We start from the raw sequence: 22,187 nt of genomic DNA, 5'->3' as shown, positions 1-22,187 counted from the left end.
GGCTACGGATGCCGCGGCAACCCCTCAACCGCGAGACGCCGCACGGTGTCATGCCGCGAAACATTCGGTCATGGAAGCGGGGGCGCTGCCTCCGGTTCGCCGAGCACGGTGGTCTTCGACGGCGAGTGCAGGCTGCCTGAGACGGCGACGAGTGAGACGACGGGCGACCTGCTCCGACGCGAGGCACGGCGAGCGGATGCCGCGAGGCGGGCCGTCACACGGTGGAACGGCACGTCACTCGCCGTCATGCACTCAGATGCTCGAGCGTTGCGCCAGGAGCGGGCACTCGAACGGATCCCGCTCGCCGAGGCCGACCCGGTTGATGTAGCGGAACACGATGGCATACGACTCCACGAGCGTGGTCTGCGTGTACGGCACGTCGTGGTCGCGGCAGTACTCTTGGATGATCGGAGCGGCGCGCCGGAGGTGGGGGCGCGGCATCGAGGGGAACAGGTGGTGCTCGACCTGGTAGTTGAGTCCGCCCATGGCGACATCGAGCACCCGGTTCCCACGGATGTTCCGGCTCATGAGCACCTGCCGCCGAAGGAAGTCGAGCTTCATCCCCTTCGGAACGAGCGGCATGCCCTTGTGGTTCGGGGCGAACGACATGCCCATGTAGAAGCCGAAGAGGCCGAGCTGGATCGCGAGGAAGACGGACGCCTTGTCGGGCGAGAGCACGAGGAACACGATCGTGAGGTAGCCGACGATCCGGAACGCGAGCAACGCGATCTCGACCGGGCGCCGGTCGACGCGCTCCCGAGCGAAGACGCGGTGCACGCTCGAGGCGTGCAGGGAGAGGCCCTCGAGGAGCAGGATCGGGAAGAAGAAGGCGCCCTGGTGCGCGATGAGCCAGCGCAGGAGCGCGGGTCGTGGCCGCGCCGCCTGATCGGGCGTGAACGCGACGACGGGCAGGTCGATGTCGGGGTCCGTGTCGATCTCGTTGGGGTTCGCATGGTGTCGCGTGTGCTTGTTCTGCCACCAGCCGTAGCTCATGCCGATGAAGAGGTCGCCGATGATCAGGCTCGTCCAGTCGTTCCATCGCCCCGAGCGGAAGATCTGGCGGTGCGCGGCATCGTGCCCGAGGAATGCGATCTGGGTGAACAGCACGGCGAATCCCACAGCGGTGAGCATCTGCCACCAGCTGTCGCCGATCCAGACGAACAGCGCCAGGGCGCCGGTCACCGCGAGGGGAACGCCGATGAGCTTGGTCCAGTAGTAGCCGTAGCGTCGGCGCATGAGCCCGGCATCCCTGATTCGGCGGGCCAGCTCCGTGAAGTCGCCCGCCGGCGGCGCGCTGGATCCTGCTGCCGCGGTCCGGGTGTGACGAACGTCGGCGATGTCGGGGGTCATGATGACCTCTCTCTTCGTCGCCGCACGCGGGGTCTGGGCACGCGGACTCAGGGCTGGCTAGACGGTGGGACTCCGACCGCGATGGCGGATGATGCCGATGATCAGCGTGCCGACAAACAGCACGGCGCCGACCAGTGCGAGCCAGAACAGGCCCTCGAAGACGAACCCGACGATCGACAGGATCGCCCAGAGGACGAGCAGTATGACGATCACGGTCCACCACATGCTTCAAGGCTACGCCGGTGATATTCGGCGGCGAATAGCCCTTGGCTGACTCACAGCGGCGTTGTAAACTCCGCCACCGACGCCGATCGTCGCGTGTCGGCCCAGTGCGCCCGTCGAGCGCAATCAGGTCGGCGTTCCGGCTCCGGATCGGATACCCTGTCGATCCGCGTGAACTGACCGCCTCGCGCCGTACAATCAGAGCACTGCGCATCTCGCGCCGCATACCACCACCCCTGGAGGCAACCGCTCCGTGACGAGACCCGACCGCGATCGAACACCTGACCGACAGCCGCACAATGGGCATGCGTTCGCGAAGCGGGAGCCCTCCCCCGCTCCGCCGATGCGGCTGAGCGATGCGTCGGAACTCGTGCTCGTGGCATCCGCCCCGCGCCTGTCGCGATTCGATCGCGATGACCTCGTCATCCGCAAAGGCCAGTACGCGCTGCGCAACGGCCACATGACGCCGCATGAGTCGATGGTCGAAGACCTGCGTGCCGTGGGCGACGCCCTCGACGCGGCCGGCATCCCGTTCCTCCTCGTGCGCGGCAACGACGATCGCGTCGTGATCGCCGTCGATCGCGCCGAGCGCAAGGCCGTGGCCCGCGCATTCGCCGAGGCGTTCGCGAACGAGCCGTTCTACGCGGCGACCATCGAGCCCGAACGAGCGGCAGACTCCCACCCCGTGCTGCTCGCCGACGGACGCCTCTCGTCGCATCGCAAGCCCACCGTGCTGCGCGTGCACCGGCCCCGCGTCGAACCAGCCGGGCGCTTGCGCTACGGCAAGGAGACCGCGGTGCAGCTCGAGTTCTGGCGCTTCGGCGACGAGACCATCGAGGCGCCCGTCGAGAACGCGCTCATGCGCCGAACGCTGCCCCGGTCCGAGGCCACCGACGACGTCGTGCAGTTGCACGGGCGCGAGTGGCCGACCATCGAGCACATGTTCGCGCCGCTCGCGAGCGACGTCGACTTCGAGATCGACATGGTGTTCTCGTGGGTCGACGGCTCGAGCGACGAGTTCGTGCGAGAACGCGCGAAGCGCATGCAGAGCTACGTCGTGGGCGAGGGCGACGACTCCGAGGCGCGCTACCGCCAGATCGACGAGCTGAAGTACGCGCTCCGCTCGGTGCATCTCTTCGCACCCTGGGTGCGCCGCATCTTCATCGCGACCGACTCGCCCGCACCGAGCTGGCTCGCGAAGCATCCGAAGGTCACGATCGTTCGCAGCGAAGAGATGTTCGCCGACACCTCCGTGCTGCCGACGCACAACTCGCACGCCGTCGAGAGCCAGCTGCACCACATCGAGGGCCTCGCCGAGCACTTCCTCTACTCGAACGACGACATGTTCTTCGGCCGGCCCGTGAGCCCGTCGCTGTTCTTCTCGCCGGGCGGCATCACGAAGTTCGTCGAGGCCTCGACCCGCATCGGCCTCGGCGGCACGCACCCAGGCCGCAGCGGCTTCGAGAACGCCGCACGCGTGAACCGGGCCCTCTTGCGCGATCGATTCGGCAAGGTCACCACCCGGCACCTCGAGCACTGCGCGGCTCCGCTCCGCAAGAGCGTCATGGCCGAGCTCGAGCAGGCGTTCCCCGAGGAGTTCCGGCGCACGGCGGCGAGCCGCTTCCGCTCGGCCACCGACATCTCGGTGACGAACTCGCTCTACCACTACTACGCGCTGCTCGCCGGGCATGCCGTCGTGCAGACCGACGCGCGCGTGAAGTACGTCGAGACGACACTGCGCAAGGCGCTGCCCGCGATGAGGCAGCTGCTGAAGCGCCGCAACCAGGACATGTTCTGCCTGAACGACGGGAGCTTCCCCGAGATCGACGTCGAGGAGCGCACGAGTGCTGTCATCGACTTCCTCGAGGGGTACTTCCCGTTCGCGGCGCCGTGGGAGAAGCAGGCGACGGATGCCTCGCCACGCACGCACGCCGACATCCAACCAGCCGTACCCGACCTCACCGCCTGAGCAACTGCACTGCCCGCTGCGCTAGAGGTCACGCCGGCAAAGACCTCGTTCGAGCGCCCGGCGCGGATCAGGATGCCGCCGGTGCGATGTTCTGGTTGACATGGAAGAGGTTTCCCGGGTCGTACGTCGCCTTCACGTCTGCCAGGCGCGCGTAGTTCGTGCGGTAGTTGTCGGCGATGCGCGACTGATCGTCGGCATCCATGAAGTTGATGTATCCGCCGGCCTCCGCGTACGGATGCAGAGCCTCCCAGTAGTCACGCACCCACCGGGTGTTGTCCGCATTGTCGGCTGGATCGTGCCACTGGCCGGCGATGGCGGGCGCGAAGCCGACATTCCGGTAGGAGAACGCGGTCGCGTCAGGCGCCACCCGCTGGACGGCGCCGTCGATCGGGTAGAAGTGATTCGCGCTCTCCACGCTCGGAATCCGGCTGCCGAAGTCGGCGGCGACGCGGAGTGCGTCGTCGCTCAGCGTGCGGAGGAAGTCCGCCTTCCAGTACGCCTGCATCCCCTTCGGCTGGAGCGGATCGAAGAGCGTGTTGAGTGCCGGATACGGCAGTGGCCCGAGGAACGAGCCGAGCACGGGTGCGGCATCGAGGAGCGGCTGCCACGCCTTCTCGCCCTCGTCGAGGGGTCCCGTCCAGGCCCCCACGATCACGCATACGGGCGTCCCGTGCCACTGTTCCGGCAGGAAGGGCACGGGCGGGCCCTGGTGGAAGCCATAGAAGGCGCCGAACTCCTCCGGCGCTGCCGCGATGAAGTCCCGGTAGAACTTTCCGACCGTCTCGCCGTGTTCTGCGGAGTAGATGATCACCCCGCCATAGATGATGTCGACGGGATGAAGTCGGTAGCGGAACGATGTCACGACCCCGAAGTTCCCGCCGCCACCGCGCAGCGCCCAGAACAGGTCCGCATTCTGGTTCTCGTCGGCTGTGAGGAACCCACCGTCGGCGGTCACGACATCCGCCGAGATGAGGTTGTCGCAGGACAGGCCGTACTTCCGGGCCAGATATCCGATTCCGCCGCCGAGGGTGAGCCCCGCGATGCCCGTCGAGCCGATGATTCCTCCAGTCGTCGCGAGGCCGAAGGCATGCGTGGCATGGTTGAAGTCGGCCCACGTCGCCCCCGGCTCGGCACGAGCCGTTCGGGCCTCAGGGTCGACATGCACGCCGATCCGATCGGCGAAGTCGATGACGATCCCGTCATCGACGGTGCCGAAACCGGGCGCGCTGTGCCCGCCGCCGCGGATGGCGAGGTCGAGGCCGTTGTCCCTTGCAAAGCCGACGGTGGCGATGACATCGGCCACCTGGGACACCCTTACGACGGCGAGAGGTCGCCGGTCGATCATCCCGTTGAAGACCGATCGGGCATCATCGTAGTCGGGGTCGTCGCGGTCGATGACGCGTCCCCGCACATTCTCGCGAAGCCCTCCGAGTTCGATATTGGACATGGTGTACTCCTTCGGGATTGCCGACCCGACACACTGCTCGTCAGCACCTGTCACACGTCCTGCGGTCCGACTCTCAGGCGTCGTACGAAATCCGGTCTACGCCCCCGGAATGCACCCCGTCAAGCCAGAGTCGCAGCGACCGCCACCCGACCTGCGTTGAAGGCTTCGCGCAGGTCAGCCGGCGAGCACCGGGATCGGCATGGTGAACGGCGGCTCGGCCGTGTGCGCCGGCGTCGTGGCATCCGCGATCCTGACGCCCGACGCGTCGATGCGGCGCCAGCTCTCGTCAGCGTCGACCCAGTCGAGCGTCGGGAACGAGCCGAGCGGCACGACCGAGTGCAGCACCGTCGTCGGGTAGACGTGCACGAGATTGAACGCCCGGGCGCCGTCGCGGCCGCGCGTGCCGCCGGCCGGCACGTTGAGGTCTTGCGTGTAGCAGCTCGCCGAGGCGACCGACACCGGCACGCCCGCGAACGTCGCCGTCGAGGAGTAGTGCAGGTGGCCGGCGATGATCGAGCGGATGTCGCTGCCCTCGACGACCTCGGCGAGCCCCGCCTGATCGCGCAGCTCCACGCTCGCCGCGAGGTCGAGGACGCTCGGCACCGGCGGGTGGTGCATCGCGAGGATCGTGCCGTGCGGCGCCGGCATGCTGAGCTCCTCGGCGAGCCAGTCGAGCTGCGACGGCGTGACCTCGCCGTGGTGATGGCCCGGCACGGTGGAGTCGAGGGTGATGACCCGCAAGCCGTTCACTTCGTCGACGCGGTCGACGGGGCGTGAGCCGCCGCGTTCGCCCAGCAGGCCCCGGCGGAACGCGCTGCGCTCGTCGTGGTTGCCCATCACCCAGATGACCTGCGCGCCGAGCCGATCGGCGACGGGATCGACGATGCGGCGGATGCTGTCGTAGGCGTCGGGCTCGCCGCGGTCGGCGAGATCGCCCGTGAAGACGATCGCTTCGGGTCGGCCCCCGGATGCCTCGAACTCGTCGAAGAGCGATTGCAGGTGCTGCTCGCTTGCGACGCGGTCGTAGAGGAGACCACCTCCGGCGAGCAGGTGGGTGTCGCTGATGTGGAGGAGGAAGTGGTCCGGCCGGGGGTACTCGGCCGTACGGGTGGTCACGATTCGTCCCATCGATTCGGTTGTCGATGCGCAGCACTGGGCATCTGGCTTGCACACTAGCCGAACATCTCGACCTGAACGTGACGTGAACGCGGGGTGTGACGAAGTCGAATGCCTGTGTCGGCATTCGATGGCGCGCGGAACTCCGCGGGCATGCAGCGCGGCGAACTCACGGGTGTGTCTCGCCGCGCCCGGTGCGTCACGCGGCTTGGGCGACCGGTTCTCGGACAGGATGTCGTTGCGGAACGACGTGGAGGAACGTCGTTGCGGTACAACGTCGAGGGGAGACGCTGTTGTCGTCACGGAAGCGACCGACCAGGCTGCCCTCGTGGTGGGGAAACGAGATCTGGCTCAAGCGGGGTCAACGCCGCTTCGTCGGCACGATCGCGAGCATCGCCGTCATCAGCTTCATCGTCACGTGGATCCTCACGCTGACTGCTTGGCCGTCGGCGCTCCTGATCCGCACCGTCTTCGAGCAGGGCGGACGGGCCACCGCCGCCGAGATGCAGAAGCACGTGCCCGACACGGCCCTCACCGAGCAGCTCGCCGTGCCGTTCGGAGACGATGCCGACGACACGGGCATCACCTTCGACGTGTACTCCCCCGCCGGCGGCGACGACCCCTTGCCTACCGTCATCTGGATCCACGGCGGTGCATGGATCTCGGGAAGCTCGACCGACGTCGACCCCTACCTGCGCATCCTCGCGGCCGAGGGCTACACGACCGTCGGTCTCAACTACACGGTCGGGCCCGAAGCGACCTACCCCACAGCCATGCACGAACTGAACGACGCCCTCGCCTTCCTCGACGCGAACGCTGCGGACTATCGCATCGACGCCGACCGCATCGTGATCGCCGGCGATTCCGCCGGCTCCCAGCTCGCAAGCCAGGTCGCCGCGATGTCGACGAACCCCGACTACGCGGACCTCGTGGGCATCGACCCGGCGCTCGACGCCGACCAGCTCGTGGGCACCATCCTGAATTGCGGCGTATACGACCTCGACGCGATGTCGGAGCTCACCGGCATCGGCGCGTGGGGGTTCAAGATCGCGCTCTGGGGCTACACAGGCACGCAGGACTGGTCGCAGAGCTCGTCAGGCGCGCTGATGTCGACGATCGACTTCGTGAGCGAGGACTTCCCGGCGACGTTCATCTCGGGCGGCAACGGCGACGCGCTCACCTGGATCCAGTCGGTGCCGATGCGCAGCGCCCTCGAGGCGCAGGGCGTGGACGTCACGGCGCTGTTCTGGCCGGCGAACCACGAGCCCGCGCTGCCGCACGAGTACCAGTTCCACCTCGACTCCGAGGAGGCACAGGAGGCGCTCACCGAGACGATCGACTTCCTGGGCCGGGTCACGGGCTGACGCGGCGGGTCGCCCGCTGCGGCCCTAGTGCCGCGGCTTCCGGTAGGACTTCTCGTCGTCTGAACGCCTGGCGGGGCCGCCGCGGTCGGGACGCAGCTCGATGAGCCTGCCCGAGATGCGGGTGCTCTCGAGCTTCTCGAAGACCTCGGGGCCGAGATCGGCGGGCAGCTCGACGAGCGAGAAGTCGGGCCGGATCTGGATCGCGCCGAAGTCGCCGCGGCTGAGTCCGCCCTCGTTCGCGAGCGCACCCACGATCTGGCGGGGTTCGACCTTGTGGCGCTTGCCGACCGCGATGCGGTAGGTGGACATCGGCGTGTCGCCCGGGCGCGCGCGTCGCTCGGGTCGCTCGGGCCGGTCACTCGCTCCCCGCCGGTCGCCGCGGTCGCCTCGCTCGGGGCGCTCGCCCCGTGCCGGGCGGTCGGCACGCTCGCCGCGGTCGCGCTCCTGGCGCGCCAGGCGGTCGGCCTCAGGTGAGAGCAACAGGGGCGTCTCGCCCTGGGAGACGACCGCGAGCGCCGCGGCGACGTCGACCTCGGGCACGTCGTGCTCCTTGACGTAGTGCCCGATGATGTCGCGGAACCGCTCGATGCGCTCGCTCTGGCCGAGGGCCTCGGTGATCTGGTCGTCGAAGCGAGCCAGGCGCGTGACGTTGACATCGTCGACGCTCGGGAGCTGCATCTGGGTGAGCGGCTGGCGGGTGGCGCGCTCGATGGCCGACACGAGGTTGCGCTCGCGAGGGGTCACGAAGCTGATCGCGTCGCCGCTGCGGCCCGCGCGGCCCGTGCGTCCGATGCGGTGCACGTACGACTCCGTGTCGGTGGGGATGTCGAAGTTCACGACATGGCTGATGCGCTCGACGTCGAGACCGCGCGCCGCGACATCCGTGGCCACCAGGATGTCGAGCTTGCCCGCCTTCAACTGGTTGACCGTGCGCTCGCGTTGCACCTGTGCGACGTCGCCGTTGATCGCCGCCGCGGAGTATCCGCGGGCGCGGAGCTTCTCGGCGAGCTCCTCGGTGACGTTCTTCGTGCGCACGAAGATGATCATGCCCTCGAAGTTCTCGACCTCGAGGATGCGGGTGAGGGCGTCGACCTTCTGCTGGAACGACACGATCAGGTAGCGCTGCGTCGTGTTCACCGACGTCGTCGTCTTGTTCTTGACCGTGATCTCTTCGGGGTCGTGCAAGTACTGCTTCGAGATGCGGCGGATCGGCGCGGGCATGGTCGCGGAGAAGAGCGCGACCTGCTTGTCGTCGGGGGTGTCGGCCAGGATCGTCTCGACGTCTTCGGCGAAGCCCATCTTGAGCATCTCGTCGGCCTCGTCGAGCACGAGGTACTTCAGCTCGGTGAGGTCGAGCGTGCCCTTGTCGAGGTGGTCCATGATGCGGCCCGGCGTGCCGACGATGACGTGCACGCCGCGGCGGAGCGCCGAGAGCTGCACCCCGTAGCCCTGCCCGCCATAGACGGGCAGCACGTGCACGCCGCGCACGTGAGCGGCGTACTTCTCGAACGCCTCGCAGACCTGGAGCGCCAGCTCACGCGTGGGGGCGAGCACGAGCGCCTGCGGGGTCTTCTGCGAGACGTCGAGGCGAGAGAGGATGGGCAGCGCGAACGCCGCGGTCTTGCCGGTGCCGGTCTGGGCGAGCCCGACGACATCGCGGCCCGCGAGCAACGCGGGGATGGTTGCGGCCTGAATTGCCGAGGGCGTCTCGTATCCGATGTCCCTGAGGGCCTTCAGCACCGGTTCCGAGAGACCGAGGTCTGAGAATGTCGGCGTGACGGGGGCCTCGTCGGCCGCCTCGGTCTGCGCCGTGGAATCGAGGGATGACATCCTCCCACGGTAGTCCGTCGCGCGGCCGACTCCCACGGGTGGGTTCGCTCAGCCCTTTCCCTTGTCGGGTCGATTGCTCGCGCCGGGCGCGTTGTCGGACGGATGCCCCGCCTCGGTGGGCGACGGCGTCGGCTCCGCGACGGTGCCGTCGCCGACCGCCGGAACCTCGTCGCCGGGTTCGGGAGCGGGGGTCGTCGGAGGCGGCGACGACGACGGCGGCTTCGGCGTGGGGAGGATCGGCCCGAAGGGGGCCGGAGTGGGAGCCTGGGTCGACGTCGGCCGCGGCTGGTCGACGATCGAGGAGGCGCTGCCTTCGGGGGGCACGGGATTCGTCGACTGGAGCAGGGCCAGCGTGCCGCCGAGTGCCGCCACCACGGTGACGCCGACGACTCCGGCGAAGACGCTCCGAGGATGCCGCATGACCCACGCGGCGATCGCGGAGACGCGCGGGGAACCCCACTCGATCACGGCGCCGACCAGTGCGACGGCGCGCGCGCTGAGCGGGTGCGCGGTGGTCATCGGGCTCACGGATGGCGCGGCATGGCGGCCTCGCGGGCGCATGGATCCGGGGCTCGAATTCTCGTCGGTCTCCGGCATGCTCACCTCTCCTCAGCTCGAATCCGTCGTACCACCCCCGGTTCGAGGATAGGCGGAGGGGTCCGCGAGCGCCATTCAGGCCCCTCGGAAGACGGCGTCGACGTAGTCGAAGTCGGCGAACCAGCCCTGTCGGTCGAGGTCCTCAGCGCGCACGCCGGCGAACATCCCGGTGAAGCGCAGGCCGCCACCGTGGTCGTCGGAGAGCGCGTGAGCCGGATACACCCCGGGAAGATCACGCCACGCTCCATCGGCCCCGGTCGCCGAGCAGTGGAGGTCGCCGCCGACGATCGACATCCGCAGGCCGACGGGACCGGGGCCGACGGCGTAGGGCTCGGATCTCGTCGTCGTGCGATCGCGGGTGACGACCCGAAGGTGTCGCCCGTTCTCGGCATCCCACGTGAGCTGGAGCCAGATCCACGCCGATCGGTCGTACCACGCGACAAGGCCGGCCGCCTGGCGCACTGACGTCGGCTCCGAATCGACGAAGGTCTCGACGGTGGCGTCGAGCTCCTCGACGCGCTGCGCGATCATCGACTGTTCGAAGACGCTCGCCGTCGAGTGCCCGCCGCGAAGCCGCAACCATCCGGGCCTGGCGGCGAGATCGAAGACGGCCGGATCAGCACCGGCACGCAGGGTCGACCACCGGCGATGGTCGAGGCTGCCGCCCTCGAAGTCGTCGCGCGCCGGCGGCATCGCCACGGGCGCCGCCTCGAGTTCGGGGAACGGGACCTCGACGCGGCCGTGGTGCCCGCCGCCCTCGAGCCGGAGCCACCCCTCCTCGTCGAAGACGACGCGCTGGATGCAGGTCTCCCGTCCGAGCGTCGAGTAGCGCTCGCCGAGCCGGAGCGCGGGGCGGCTCGCGAGGTGGACCAGCGCCCATCCGCCGCCGGGAAGGGCGACGAGCTCACCATGGCCGGCCTTCTGCAGCGGCGTGCCCGGGTCGTCGCGGCTGGTCAGTACGGCGGGCGCCTCGTCGCGCACGAACGGCCCCTTCAGGGAGTGCGACCGCGCCATCGTGATGCCGTGGTTCCAGCCCGTGCCGCCCTCGGCGAGCAACAGGTGGTAGCCGTCGTCGACGTGGTAGAGGTTCGGCCCCTCGACGAGCGACGGCTGGCTGTAGATCTGCACGGGCTCGCCCGACACGCGCTGCCGGTCGTGGAAGTACTGCTCGAGCACGATCCCGCTGAAGCTCGGGTGCTCGGGGCGCTGGTCCCACTGCACCCCGACGATCCAGTGCGTGCCGTCGGTGTCGTGGAAGAACGAGAAATCGAAGCCCCGGGAGCCGAGATGGATCGGGTGGCTCCACGGCCCCGAGACATCCGGAGCCGTCACGAGGTAGTTGTCGAGATCCTTGTTGTCGCCGTCCATCGTGCGGATGACGGAGTACGCGAGCCAGAACTCGCCATCGACACAGGTGAGGCTCGGTGCCCACACCCCGCCCGAGTCGGGGATGCCGCGGAGATCGAAGCCGTTCGACTCGTCGAGCGCGTGCCCGGCGACCTCCCAGTTCGCGAGGTCGCGAGACCGGTGGAGGCGCACCCCGGGGAACCACTCGAACGTGCTCGTGGCGATGAGGTACTCGTCGCCGACCCGCACGATCGAGGGGTCGGGGTTGAACCCCCGGAGGATCGGATTCTTGGCGATGACCGGCACGTTGGACATCATGCTCCTCAACCGAGCTCGAACACGCGAGCGGTCAGTCCGGGCACCGTCTCGAAGCGGATGCCGTCTCCCTCAGGGGTGGTGCGCCACTCGGCAAGGCTCCGCGGGAAGACCTCGCGAACCGTGCCCGCGACACCGGGCACGGTGATCGAGGCGGCGACGTCGCTGCGGTCCCAGACGATGAGGTAGCTCGCATCGGGGCCGCGAAGGCCGAGGCAGATCGCGGAGTCGTCCCACCCGGGAAGACCCATCGGCCAGAACGGCTCGAGCCCGCCGAGCCCGCCGAGCAACTCCTTGTGCATGCGAACCGCCTCGCGCACGAGGCTGAACTGCGAGCCGCGCAGCGTGTCGAGGAATCCCGACAGGTAGAGCCGGCCGGCAAGGCCCGTCACGAGCGTGAACGCCGTCTCCTCGTCGGTCATCTCGAGGTGCGGGTAGGCCCAGTTGCCGCACTGCTCCGGAAGGATCGTCGCGGGTGCGGATGCCGCGATCGGCGGGTAGAGCCGGAAGTCCTGCTGGTCGCTTGTCGACTGCAGGTGCGTGACCGAGAGCAGCGAGTAGTCGGCGCGCATGGCTCCCGAACTGCAGTTCTCGATCAGGAGGTACGGATGCCGCTCCTGCACGTCGACGAGCCAGGTGCGGAATGCGCGGGTGTGCCCGAGCAGCCCGTCGCCCGCCGCGGTCGCGCGCCAGTCGGTGCCGACGCCCGGGTTGATGTTGTAGTCGAGCTTGAGGTAGGAGACGCCGAACGCCGATACGAGGTGGTCGACGGTCTCGTCGAGATGAGCACGAGCTGCAGGATGACGCAGATCGAGGTGGTAGCGGTCGTGCTCTCGTACCCGGCGCCCGAGGCGGGTGAAGAACGCGTCGTCGGGCAGGACCGCGGCAGCCGGGCTGTCGACGCCGACGACCTCGGGCTCGAGCCACAGCCCGCTCTTCATGCCACGGCGGTGGATGTGGTCGATGACCTTGGCCAGTCCGCCGGTGAAGCGACCAGGTGCTTCGCGCCATTCGCCGACGGTCGACCACCAGTCGCCGATCGCGGGGTCGGCGAACCAGCCGGCGTCGATGCAGAAGTACTCCGCGCCCGCCTCCGCCGCCGCGTCGATGAGCGGCAACAGGGCCTCGGTCGTGGGCTGGCCCATGAGGGTGTTCATGAAGTCGTTGTAGATCACGGGCAGCTGCTCGCGATCCGGCGCGTCGGCACGCAGCCAGCGACGGTACCGCGTGAACTCGGCGACGACGCCGTCGCGCCCATGATCGGAGGTCGCCACGGCGACCGGGACGGTTTCGAAGGTCTCCCCCGGCTGCAGTTCGTGGGCGAACTGGTGGTGGAGGTCGGTCGGCCCGAGGAGGCTGATCGTGCCACCGTCTCGCGCCTGGGAGAGGTCGCAGTGCCACGCCCCGCTCGTCTCGAACTGCCAGCCGAGCGCTTCGCCCGTCATGACATTCGTCGCGATTCCGGCACCCAGGTGCTCGCCCGTCGACCATGCCCCGTGACTGGTCATGCCATGGTGACCGCGACCATCCTGCCCGTGCAGGCCGAGGTTCAGTCGAGGCAGCCACGACCTCAGGGAGTGCTCCTGCCAGCGATTCTCGGCGAGCCATTCGCTGTCGGCGACCGCGAGCAGCACGTCGTCGAGGTCGTCGTCCGTCGCGCCGAAGCCGAAGGTCGCGGTCGAGGCGGCGGTGAGCACGATCGTCGTGCTCGACGTGTTCTCGATCGTCGTGCGCACCCTGATCACGCGGGCCGTTCGGGGGCGCGTGATCCAGGAACGCACGACCAGCCCGGTCTCGGGGTCGCGTTGCGTGACGCAGACGGATGTCTCGGAGTCGGTCGCCTGCTCAGAATGCTCGACGTAGCGAAGACGCGCCCCGATCGCGGAGCGCACGTAGGCCTGGCTCGTACGCGAGCGCTGCTCGTCGGCGGTGAAGATCTCCACGAGCGGCACGCCGCGGCGGCCGAGGAAGGTGGAGTCGTCGATTCCGATGAGCGAAACGGCGTGGTCATCGTCCCAACCCATTCGCGCGACGGAGGACAGCGACGCCGCCGTCTGGGTGGCGTCGATGAGTTCGTTCGTGATGGCTGACTCCTTCGTCCCGAGATCGTCACGTCGGTGACGCAACTGTGCGGATATCGTTATCCCACCTTACATCGAGACACGAGCATCGCACGTCGCGGGTGCGTCAGCCGGAGTAGACGGAGCCGTTGACGATCGTCTCGGCCGAGAGGCTGATGCGGGACGGCCGTTCATCGCCCTCGTCCTCGTCCTCGTCCTCGTCCTCGTCCTCGTCGAGAGCAAGGGAGAGCGCAGCCTCGCCGAAGGCCTCGAGCGGAATCTCGACCGTGCTGAACCCCGGCATCACGTCGCCCAGCATCGGCACGTGGTCGAAGCCGGTCACCTCGACGCCGTTCGGCACCTCGATGCCGCGGTCGCGCAGCGATGCGATCGCGCCCACCGCCATCGCATCGCTCATGGCGGCGATCACGTCGAACTCAGCCACGCGATCGCCGAGTCGCTCCACCGCATGGTATCCGCCATCACGGGCGAACGGCTCGTGGATGACGTCGTCGTCGGGCACTGCGATGCCCCGCTGCGCGAGCCCCTCGAGGAAGCCCTCCACGCGGTCGCGCGAGGTCACCTGGTCGGTCGGACCCGAGATCACCGCGAACGACCGGTGTCCGGCATCGACGAGCCCCATCGCGAGTCGCGCCGCCGCCCCGCGGTTGTCGACGGTCACGGCGGGATAGGGCAGGTCGCTGTCGCCGATGAGCACCACGCTCGCACCCTGGGCCTGAAGGAGACGCAAGTGCTCGTCGAGCACGGCCTCCCGCTCGGCGTCGGTGGTGCGGCTCGTGGCGAGCACGATCGCGCGGTGGCGTTCACCGCGCAACTGAGTGAGGAGATCGAGTTCGCGGCGAGCGTCGTCGCGGGTGGTGCGCACCGCCACGGAGAGCCCGCGCTCCTCGGCCGCGTGCATGACGCCCGCGATCACCGTGGCCGAGCCGAAGTCGTCGATGTCGCTCACGATGAGGGCGATGGTTCTCGCGCGCCCGTCCTTGATCGCCTGGGCCGCGGTGCTCACCGAGTACCCCAGTGCGCTGGCGGCGTCCTCGACGCGCCGGCGCAGCTCGGGAGTGCCGCTCGCCTTCCCACGCACGCCGCCGTTCAGCACGCGTGACGCCGTCGGAACGGACACGCGAGCGAGGCGCGCCACATCGGTCAGCGTCACCGGCTTCGAACGTGATGCGTCGCCCACGATCCATCCTCCCCTTCGGGGCCGTCCACTCGTCCACGACAAGCGTGACGGACACCGATATCCACTGTATGACCATAGTCAGCGATATCGCCGGACGCGGTTCGTGAAACATTGCGCAGCACGGTGTTGGCAAACGTTCTCCAGTCACGTAGAGTGTCCCGCGACCCGAGTGGGCGACGTGATCTCAAAGGAGAAGACATGACATACGCAATGGCGCGACCCTCGTCGCGAGGCGTCGGGGCGGCGAAGCCCACCGGGCGTGGTGCGAGGAGGAAAGCCGGCATCGCGCTCGCGATGACGGCGGTCGCGGCGCTGGCGCTCACCGGCTGCAGCACGACAGCCGGAGCCGACACCGGACCTGCCGACAAGACGACCATCCGGTTCACGTACGCGACCGGCGACGAGACCTGGAACTCCGTCGTCGAGGGCGTCGTCGACGCCTTCAACGAGCAGAGCGACACGGCGACCGTGCAGCTCGACCCCCTGCCCGCGGGCAGCGACTATGCCACCGCAGTGAAGACGATGGATGCGACGGGCAACTGGCCGGCCCTCATCGACATGCGCGACACCCTGACCTACATCAACGCGGGCAAGCTCGCCCCGATCCCCGAGTCGGTCACCTCGCTCCTCGACAAGAACGTCTACGGCGAGAGCAGCGACGGGAACGTTTACGTCGTGCCGACGACCGCGCTGAACGGCGAGATCGGCATCAACATCGTCTACGACAAGGCGTACTTCACGAAGCACAAGCTCGAGGTGCCCGAGACGTACGACGACTTCATCGACCTCATGGACGAGATCAAGAGCAACGGCGACGTGCCATTGGCGACAGCCGCAGGCGAGGTCTGGCCGAGCGACCAGCTCTGGAAGCCGCTCGCAGCGCCCGTGTTCGCCGAGTGGGGCGATGAGGGCGGCTTCTGGAATGCAGTGCAGGCCGGTGAGGCATCCATCGATGACCTCAGGAAGCCGCTCGAGGAGCTCAAGCGCATCACCGACACCTACGTGCTCGACGGATGGCAGTCCACGGCCGACGCACAGACCACCACCCTCCTGGTGAACGGCCAGGCCGTGATGGCGACGTCGTCGGCAGGTCTCGGGCGACTGCTCGACATCAACAAGGTCGATCCCGACTTCGAGGCGGGGCTGTTCATCATCCCCGACGAGGACGGGAACATCGACGTGCTCAAGAACGCGGTGAACGGCGACACGGCGACCGGCATCGCCATCTCCTCGCAGGCCGCCGAGGACAAGAAGGAGTACCAGGCAGCCGTCGACTTCCTGGAGTTCTACTTCTCTGTCGACACGGCGAACCTCATCGAGAAGCTGGGCATGATCGCCCCGAACATCGCAGACTCCGACAAGGTCAAGCGCAACACCTCCATCCCCGGCGCCGACGACTTCTTCGGACTGCTGGAGAACCCGAACCTCAACTGGTACTCGAACGAGCCGAAGCTGGCCACCTTCAGCAGCTTCAACACGTTCTTCCGCCAGACCCGGATCGAGATGCAGGACGGCCAGACGACCATCGACCAGGCCATCGAGAAGGCGCAGGCCGAGTTCGAGAAGATCGCGGCCGCCGGCTGATCGGAGCACCCGGTGATCCGCCGACCTGCCCGGTCGAACGCGGATCACCGGGTCATCCGCCCACCATACGCTCGGGCGCGACACGCCCACCCGACCGGGAGCGAAGAGACACATCATGAGTGATCAAGAGGGACAGACCGCGGCTGTCGCCACGGCCGTGCGCCTGGCGGGCGACGGACCGCTGAAACCGCTGGAGGAACCGCGAGGCACCGGGGGCGACCGACCCGACGCCGACATCGCGCCGGTCCGCGTCGTCTCGCGCCGATTCCGCAGGCAGCGCTGGGGCATGTTCATGTTCATCCTGCCGGCGCTCGTGGTCTACCTCGTGATGGTCGTCCTCCCCTCGCTGCAATCGCTGCAGCTCAGCCTGACCGACTGGGACGGCGTCAACAGCTCCTACGACTACATCGGGCTGCGCAACTACGAGGAGATCCTCGGCAGCGGCCGATTCTGGAACGCCGTCAGGAACACCCTCCTCCTCGGCCTCGGTTCGGCCGTCATCATCAACGTCATCTCCCTCGTGGTCGCGCTGCTGCTCGACAAGCTCAATCGAGGGCAGGGGTTCTTCCGCACGGTGGTCTACCTGCCGGCGCTCGTCAGCGGATTCATCGCGGCAACGATCTGGAAGTACATGCTGAACTTCAACTTCGGTTCCGTGAACACGCTGCTCCGCGACCTGGGCCTCGGCGACGTCGCCCAGGACTGGCTGGGCGACAGCGATCTCGTCGTCGGTGTGCTCCTCTTCATCGTCTGCTTCACGCTCGGCGGCAACACGACCCTGATCTACCTCGCGAACCTGCAATCCGTTCCGCAAGAGCTCGTGGAGGCGGCCAGGATCGACGGCGCAAGCAACGCGAAGGTCTTCCGCTACGTCACCTGGCCGATGCTGGCCGGCGCCGTCACCGTCAACATGACCCTCGCGGTGATCGCCGGCTGGACGATCTTCGACCAGGTCATGGTGCTGACCAGCGGTGGCCCAGGATTCGTGAGCGAGACGATGGCCTTCTTCATCTACAAGGTCGGATTCGGCGAGTACCGCGCAGGCTATGGCAGCGCCGCGGCCATCGTGCTCTTCATCGTCGTCATCGTCAGCACGGTCCTGGCCAATCGGTACATGCGCAAACGGGAGATCCAGGCATGAGCACGCACTCCACGAAAGCACAGCGCCCGGCTTCGCGCAGCAGCATCAGGAAGGCCGAGCGGATGCGGCTGGGCCGCGGCGAGATCGTCTCGATGGTCGTGCTCGCGGTGCTCGTCATCGTGGTCTCGTTCCCCGTCGTCTACGCGCTGCTCAACTCCTTCCGCAACTATGCGGAGATCACGCGTGATCCGATGGGATTGCCCACGTCGTTCGGGTTCGACAACTATGTTCGGCTGTTCCAGGACACGCAATACGGCGAGGCGCTCTGGAACACCCTCGTCATCACCGTCGGCACGATCGTGCTGCTGATCGCGCTGGTGCCGATGGCGGCCTACGGCATCGAGCGCATCGGCGGACGCGCGTCGCGATTCATCTACATCTTGTTCATCGCGGGGCTCATGATCCCCTTCCAGGTGCGAATGATCCCCCTCGTGTCGGCAATGGACGACGTGGGCCTCTACAGCACCCTGGCGAGCGTCATCCTCGTGCACCTCGGCGGTGCGGCATCCTTCGGCGTGCTCCTCTACTGCAGCTTCATCAAGGGCGTTCCCACTGAGGTCGAAGAAGCCGCCCACATGGACGGCGCCGGCCGGTTCCGCACGTTCTGGTCGATCGTCTTCCCCATGCTGATGCCCGTGACCTCGGCGTTCATCATCATCCAGGCGCTCGGTCTCTGGAACGACTTCTTCATCCCGCTCGTGTTCCTCGACTCCTCGTCGGCGGGCACGATCAACGTCGCCCTCAGCCGCATGATGGGCCTGCTGACGTCGCAGTGGGAACTCATCTACACCGGCGCGATCCTCGCCATCATCCCCTCGGTGATCATCTTCGCGGCGTTTCAGCGATACTTCATCAAGGGGATGTCGATCGGAGCGGTCAAGGGATGATGAAGGGCTTCGCGCACGACGGGCCCCTTGCGCGGGCGCTGCTGAACGTCGCGTGTCTCTTCGCGGTCTCCGTGAGCGTCGTCGTGTGCGCGATTCCCTACGCGCTGTTCGAGCAATTGGTGGGATGGCAGCCCACCCACCTGGCCGTCGTCTTCGGCGTCGTCTCGATGCTGCCCCTGGGCCCGGCGCTCTTCGCTGCACTCTCCACGGCGCGGGCCTTCCTCCTCGAGCGCGGCGGCTCCCCCGGCGCCGCATTCCACCGGTTCTGGCGTGCCTTCGCGTCGGGAACGACCTCGCTGGGTTGGTACTGGGGGCTCGTCGCGCTGCTCGCGGTCCTGATGGCCTACAACGTCATCCTGACCGGTGACACGGCGATGGTCCTCGTCGGCGCGATCCTCCTCGCGGTCATCGCGATCGTGTTCGCCGTGGCGCTCTCGTGTGCCGTCGCGTCGGGCGCCTCGGGTCGCCCGTCGGCGCTCCTCGTCGTGGCCGCCCGGTCGGTGGCGTCCCGCCCGCACGTCGGGCTCGCGTGGCTCCTGCTCGTCGTGATCGCGTACGCGGCGACCCTCATCCCCCTCATCGGGCCGAGCCTGGCGTTCTTCACGCCCGCGGTCGCGGCATCCGGGATCCTGATCGTCAACGCGACCTTCGGATTCGACGAGCTCGTCAGCCGCTATGCAGCCACGCTGTCGCCGGATTCGTTCCCGGTGGTTGAGTAGCGCCCGGCGCAGCCGGCCACGTATCGAACTGTATGCAGGGAAGCCGACGAGGCCCCCAGGGGCGCCCAGTCTGGGGCATCCGCGGCTCGATCTCAAGGGGTTGTCGAGTCGGCCGCGATGCTGAAGGGTGGACACTTCGTGATCGAGGAGGAGAATCGCATGCTCACACTGACCGACACGGCCACCATGGTCGTCAAGGAGATCGTCGACCGCAGCGGTGGCCCCGATGGCACCGGGCTCCGCATCAACGCGGAGGATCCGGCCGGCACGGAGTTCGCCGTCGAGATCGTCCCCATCCCCGAGGAGAGCGACGCCATCGTCGAACAGGCCGGCGCCCGCGTCTATCTCGGCGAGAACGCGGTCATCGCGCTCGCCGACAAGACGCTCGACGCGAGCGTCTCCCCCGACGGCAGCGTCGCATTCGACGTCGTGCCGCAGCAGGCCTGAGCTATCTGGTGGTCGGGGTGCCCTCGGACTCACGCGTGAGCGACGCGTAGCCGGCCGCGGAATTGCTCCAGAGCAGGTAGAGCGCGAAGCCGCCGAGCCCGAGCACTCCGACCACCGGCTGGGCCAGGATGATCGCAACCCATGCCACGAGAATGGCGAGGGTCACGAGCGAGACCGGCCAGCGCCTGACGGCGAGGAAGAGCGCGGCCTTCAGGATGTCGCGCACCCGCGACTCGGGATGCCGCGCGATGCCGGTGAACGAGCCGAGCGCCGTGACGACGAGGAGCGCCCCGACCACCGCGAGGAGCGGACCGACGATCGCGGCGAACTCCGTGCCCCACAGGAACACGACGTCGAGCACGAGGATCGCCCCCAGCACGAGCGTCGCGACCCAGACGGCGAGCGAACGCCTGGCAGTGCCGGCGTAGGCGATCCAGAAGTCGTGCATCGGTCGAAGTTCGCCCGTGTGCCGGGCGCGTTCGAAGCAACTGAATGCCGCGGTGATCGCCGGGCCGAGCGGCACGGCGCACAGCAGCAGGAACGGCCATGCCGCGAACGGTTGTGCGACGACGGTGAGCGCCGCGACGAGCGGCACGCCCGCCAGGGCCACCGAGAACGCGATTGCGAGCGCCTGGTAGGCGGTGTCGAACACGTTCTCGAACGTCTCGCGGCTCGGCGACAGCAGACGGGCGATGCCCGACTTCGGCCGCCGGTCGATGCTCACACGCTGGTCGGTGCCCACAGTCAGCCCTTCATGCCGCTCGTCGCGATGCCCTGGATGAAGAACCGCTGGCCGAGCAGGAACACGATCACGATCGGGATGACCGAGATCACCGACCCGGTCATGATCATGGCGTACTCCGCATCGAACTGGCCGACGAACGACCGCAGCCCGAGCTGCACGGTCCACAGGTCATTGCTCGTGAAGTAGATGAACGGACCCATGTAGTCGTTCCAGGTGCCCACGAAGGTCAGCAGGGCGAGGCTCGCGAGCGCCGGCTTCGTGAGCGGGAGGATGATCCGCCACCAGATCCGGTACTCGTTGAGGCCGTCGATGCGGGCAGCCTCGCTCAGCTCGTCGGGGATCGTCATGTAGTACTGCCGCATGAGGAACACGCCGAAGGCGCCGAACGCCTGCAGCAGGATGATCGAGAGGTGCGTGTTCACGAGGCCGGCGTTCTGCATCATGATGTACTGCGGAATCATGTAGGCCTGCCACGGCACCGCGATCGTCGCGATGTAGATGACGAACAGCACGTCGCGGCCCTTGAAGCGCATCTTCGAGAAGCCGTAGGCGGCGAAGCTGCCGGTCAGCACCTGCAGGAACGTGATGGTGACCGAGAGGAACAGCGAGTTCTTCAGGTACGTCAGCAGCGGGATGCGGGTCCAGATGTCGACGTAGTTCGACCAGACGAACTCGGTCGGGATCCACTGGACCGGAATCGAGAAGACCTGGTTGTCGTGCTTGAGCGACGACGAGACCATCCAGAAGAACGGCACGAAGATCAGCAGCGTCAGTGCCGCGAGCAGCACGTACAGGATGACGCGCTTCGCCGGATCGAGCCTCGGCCCGCGGCGCTTCGCGGTCACCGGGCGGCCGGCGGCCGGAGGTGTCAGCTCGTCGGCCAGCCGGTCGACCTCGGGGAGCGTACTGGTGACGGACATCAGTCCTCCTTCCTCTTCTGGATGCGGAACTGCACGACGGTGAAGACGAGCACGATGAGGAAGAGCACGAGCGAGATCGCCGACGAGTAGCCGAAGCGGTTCTCCTTGATGCCCTCCCGATAGATGAGTTGCGAGAGCACGAGCGTCGATCGGCCGGGGCCGCCGTCGGTCATCACGACGATCAGGTCGAACACCTTGAAGCTCGCGATGGTGACCATGATGAGCACGAAGAACGTCGTCGGCCGCAGCGACGGGATCGTGATGTTCCAGAATCGCTGCCACGCATTCGCACCATCGACGTGGGCGGCCTCGTAGTACTCCTGCGGAATCGCCTGGAGGCCCGCGAGGTAGAGCACCATGTAGTAGCCCATGTCGCGCCAGACGCTCGTGATGATGACGGCGGGCATCGACCACGCCGAGGTGGTCGTCCAGCCCGGCGGGTCCTGCACGCCGATCCACTCGAGGAACTGGTTGATCGGGCCCATGGTCGGGTTGAACAGCATGTTCCAGACGACCGCGACGGCCACGAGCGACGTGATGTACGGGAAGAACATGGTCGTGCGGAAGAAGCCGAGGCCGCGGATCCGCTTGTTCAGCAGGAGCGCGAGGCCGAGGGCGGCGAGCATCGTGAGGGGGATGTGGCCGGCGGCGTAGTACGCCGTGTTGCCGAGCGCGATCCAGAAGGACTGGTCGCGCAGCATCCGCTCGAAGTTGTCGAAGCCGACCCACTCGGGCGGCGAGTACGAGTCCCACTCCATGAAGGCGACGACGAAGGCGGCGCCCATCGGCACGAGGGTCAGTACAGCGAACCCGATGAAGTTGGGCAGGATGAAGCTCCAGCCCACGAGTGCGTTGCGTCGCGCTCGGGCTCTGGACTCCTGGCGCATCGGTGCGCGCGTTGCGGCGATCGCCATGGCGGTTCCTCC

At 67.8% G+C, this 22,187-nt stretch carries 20 protein-coding genes; 7 read left to right on the top strand and 13 right to left on the bottom strand.

Annotation, left to right across the window (positions count from 1 at the left end):
• Positions 1–68: 68 nt before the first annotated feature.
• The 3 genes from J7E25_RS16195 to J7E25_RS16185 are packed head-to-tail and all read right to left on the bottom strand — an operon-like array spanning position 69 to position 1,575.
• Positions 69–248: a hypothetical protein gene (locus J7E25_RS16195; RefSeq protein WP_214871198.1), complete on the bottom strand. Its 180-nt coding sequence runs from the start codon at positions 246–248 to the stop codon at positions 69–71.
• Between the two features lie 4 nt (positions 249–252).
• Complete coding sequence (locus tag J7E25_RS16190; protein WP_214871197.1) at positions 253–1,350, bottom strand: acyl-CoA desaturase; 1,098 nt, start codon at positions 1,348–1,350, stop codon at positions 253–255.
• 57 nt (positions 1,351–1,407) lie between these two features.
• Entirely contained in the window at positions 1,408–1,575 is a 168-nt protein-coding gene (locus J7E25_RS16185) for a hypothetical protein (protein ID WP_214871196.1), read from the bottom strand.
• A gap of 340 nt (positions 1,576–1,915) precedes the next feature.
• Here J7E25_RS16185 and J7E25_RS16180 point away from each other — a divergent pair, with 340 nt between their 5' ends.
• Positions 1,916–3,541 (top strand): stealth family protein, encoded by a 1,626-nt coding sequence (locus J7E25_RS16180; RefSeq protein ID WP_214871195.1) that lies wholly within the window; start codon positions 1,916–1,918, stop codon positions 3,539–3,541.
• A gap of 67 nt (positions 3,542–3,608) precedes the next feature.
• Here J7E25_RS16180 and J7E25_RS16175 read toward each other — a convergent pair whose 3' ends face one another.
• Positions 3,609–4,988, bottom strand: coding sequence for an FAD-binding oxidoreductase (locus tag J7E25_RS16175; RefSeq protein ID WP_214871194.1), 1,380 nt, complete (start codon positions 4,986–4,988; stop codon positions 3,609–3,611).
• 174 nt (positions 4,989–5,162) lie between these two features.
• Positions 5,163–6,104 carry a phosphodiesterase gene (locus J7E25_RS16170; protein WP_308164617.1) on the bottom strand — a complete coding sequence of 314 codons (942 nt, stop codon included), beginning with the start codon at positions 6,102–6,104 and terminating at the stop codon, positions 5,163–5,165.
• Positions 6,105–6,397: 293 nt separating this feature from the next.
• On the opposite strand from J7E25_RS16170, the gene J7E25_RS16165 reads away from it, so the two are divergent.
• Entirely contained in the window at positions 6,398–7,468 is a 1,071-nt protein-coding gene (locus J7E25_RS16165; protein ID WP_215005835.1) for an alpha/beta hydrolase, read from the top strand.
• 24 nt (positions 7,469–7,492) lie between these two features.
• On the opposite strand, the gene J7E25_RS16160 is transcribed toward J7E25_RS16165, so the two are convergent.
• From J7E25_RS16160 to J7E25_RS16140, 5 genes are all read right to left on the bottom strand, one after another.
• On the bottom strand, positions 7,493–9,298 hold the full coding sequence (locus J7E25_RS16160) for a DEAD/DEAH box helicase (RefSeq protein WP_214871192.1): 1,806 nt from the start codon (positions 9,296–9,298) through the stop codon (positions 7,493–7,495).
• 48 nt (positions 9,299–9,346) lie between these two features.
• Entirely contained in the window at positions 9,347–9,895 is a 549-nt protein-coding gene (locus J7E25_RS16155; RefSeq protein WP_214871191.1) for a hypothetical protein, read from the bottom strand.
• 75 nt (positions 9,896–9,970) lie between these two features.
• The gene (locus tag J7E25_RS16150; RefSeq protein WP_251039187.1) at positions 9,971–11,557 is read right to left on the bottom strand and encodes a family 43 glycosylhydrolase; all 1,587 of its coding nucleotides are present in this window, start codon (positions 11,555–11,557) and stop codon (positions 9,971–9,973) included.
• A gap of 8 nt (positions 11,558–11,565) precedes the next feature.
• Positions 11,566–13,683 (bottom strand): glycoside hydrolase family 36 protein, encoded by a 2,118-nt coding sequence (locus J7E25_RS16145; RefSeq protein WP_251006797.1) that lies wholly within the window; start codon positions 13,681–13,683, stop codon positions 11,566–11,568.
• A gap of 61 nt (positions 13,684–13,744) precedes the next feature.
• On the bottom strand, positions 13,745–14,818 hold the full coding sequence (locus tag J7E25_RS16140) for a LacI family DNA-binding transcriptional regulator (protein ID WP_214871190.1): 1,074 nt from the start codon (positions 14,816–14,818) through the stop codon (positions 13,745–13,747).
• Between the two features lie 198 nt (positions 14,819–15,016).
• Between J7E25_RS16140 and J7E25_RS16135 the strand changes: the two genes are divergently transcribed.
• The 5 genes from J7E25_RS16135 (at position 15,017) to J7E25_RS16115 (ending at position 19,596) form a co-directional block, all read left to right on the top strand.
• Entirely contained in the window at positions 15,017–16,402 is a 1,386-nt protein-coding gene (locus tag J7E25_RS16135) for an ABC transporter substrate-binding protein (RefSeq protein ID WP_215005847.1), read from the top strand.
• Positions 16,403–16,517: 115 nt separating this feature from the next.
• The gene (locus J7E25_RS16130; protein WP_214871189.1) at positions 16,518–17,543 is read left to right on the top strand and encodes a carbohydrate ABC transporter permease; all 1,026 of its coding nucleotides are present in this window, start codon (positions 16,518–16,520) and stop codon (positions 17,541–17,543) included.
• Positions 17,540–18,430 carry a carbohydrate ABC transporter permease gene (locus tag J7E25_RS16125; protein ID WP_251039186.1) on the top strand — a complete coding sequence of 297 codons (891 nt, stop codon included), beginning with the start codon at positions 17,540–17,542 and terminating at the stop codon, positions 18,428–18,430. Before J7E25_RS16130 ends, J7E25_RS16125 begins: the two co-directional genes overlap by 4 nt.
• Complete coding sequence (locus J7E25_RS16120) at positions 18,427–19,149, top strand: hypothetical protein (RefSeq protein WP_214871188.1); 723 nt, start codon at positions 18,427–18,429, stop codon at positions 19,147–19,149. Before J7E25_RS16125 ends, J7E25_RS16120 begins: the two co-directional genes overlap by 4 nt.
• A 159-nt stretch (positions 19,150–19,308) precedes the next feature.
• The gene (locus J7E25_RS16115) at positions 19,309–19,596 is read left to right on the top strand and encodes an iron-sulfur cluster assembly accessory protein (protein WP_214871187.1); all 288 of its coding nucleotides are present in this window, start codon (positions 19,309–19,311) and stop codon (positions 19,594–19,596) included.
• Between the two features lies 1 nt (position 19,597).
• Here the strand turns inward: J7E25_RS16115 and J7E25_RS16110 are convergent, their stop codons facing one another.
• From J7E25_RS16110 to J7E25_RS16100, 3 genes are read right to left on the bottom strand one after another with little or no spacing between them, the layout of a single operon-like run.
• On the bottom strand, positions 19,598–20,338 hold the full coding sequence (locus tag J7E25_RS16110; protein ID WP_214871186.1) for a DUF624 domain-containing protein: 741 nt from the start codon (positions 20,336–20,338) through the stop codon (positions 19,598–19,600).
• A gap of 2 nt (positions 20,339–20,340) precedes the next feature.
• The gene (locus J7E25_RS16105) at positions 20,341–21,261 is read right to left on the bottom strand and encodes a carbohydrate ABC transporter permease (protein WP_214871185.1); all 921 of its coding nucleotides are present in this window, start codon (positions 21,259–21,261) and stop codon (positions 20,341–20,343) included.
• Positions 21,261–22,175 (bottom strand): carbohydrate ABC transporter permease, encoded by a 915-nt coding sequence (locus J7E25_RS16100; RefSeq protein ID WP_214871184.1) that lies wholly within the window; start codon positions 22,173–22,175, stop codon positions 21,261–21,263. The genes J7E25_RS16105 and J7E25_RS16100 overlap by 1 nt, the downstream gene beginning before the upstream one ends.
• Between the last annotated feature and the right edge of the window lie 12 nt (positions 22,176–22,187).

Origin of the sequence: Agromyces sp. ISL-38 (genome assembly GCF_018613935.1) — a bacterium.
Taxonomy (GTDB): domain Bacteria; phylum Actinomycetota; class Actinomycetes; order Actinomycetales; family Microbacteriaceae; genus Agromyces.
Note: the sequence above shows the minus strand (reverse complement) of the source record. Positions and strands in the feature narration are given on the sequence as shown.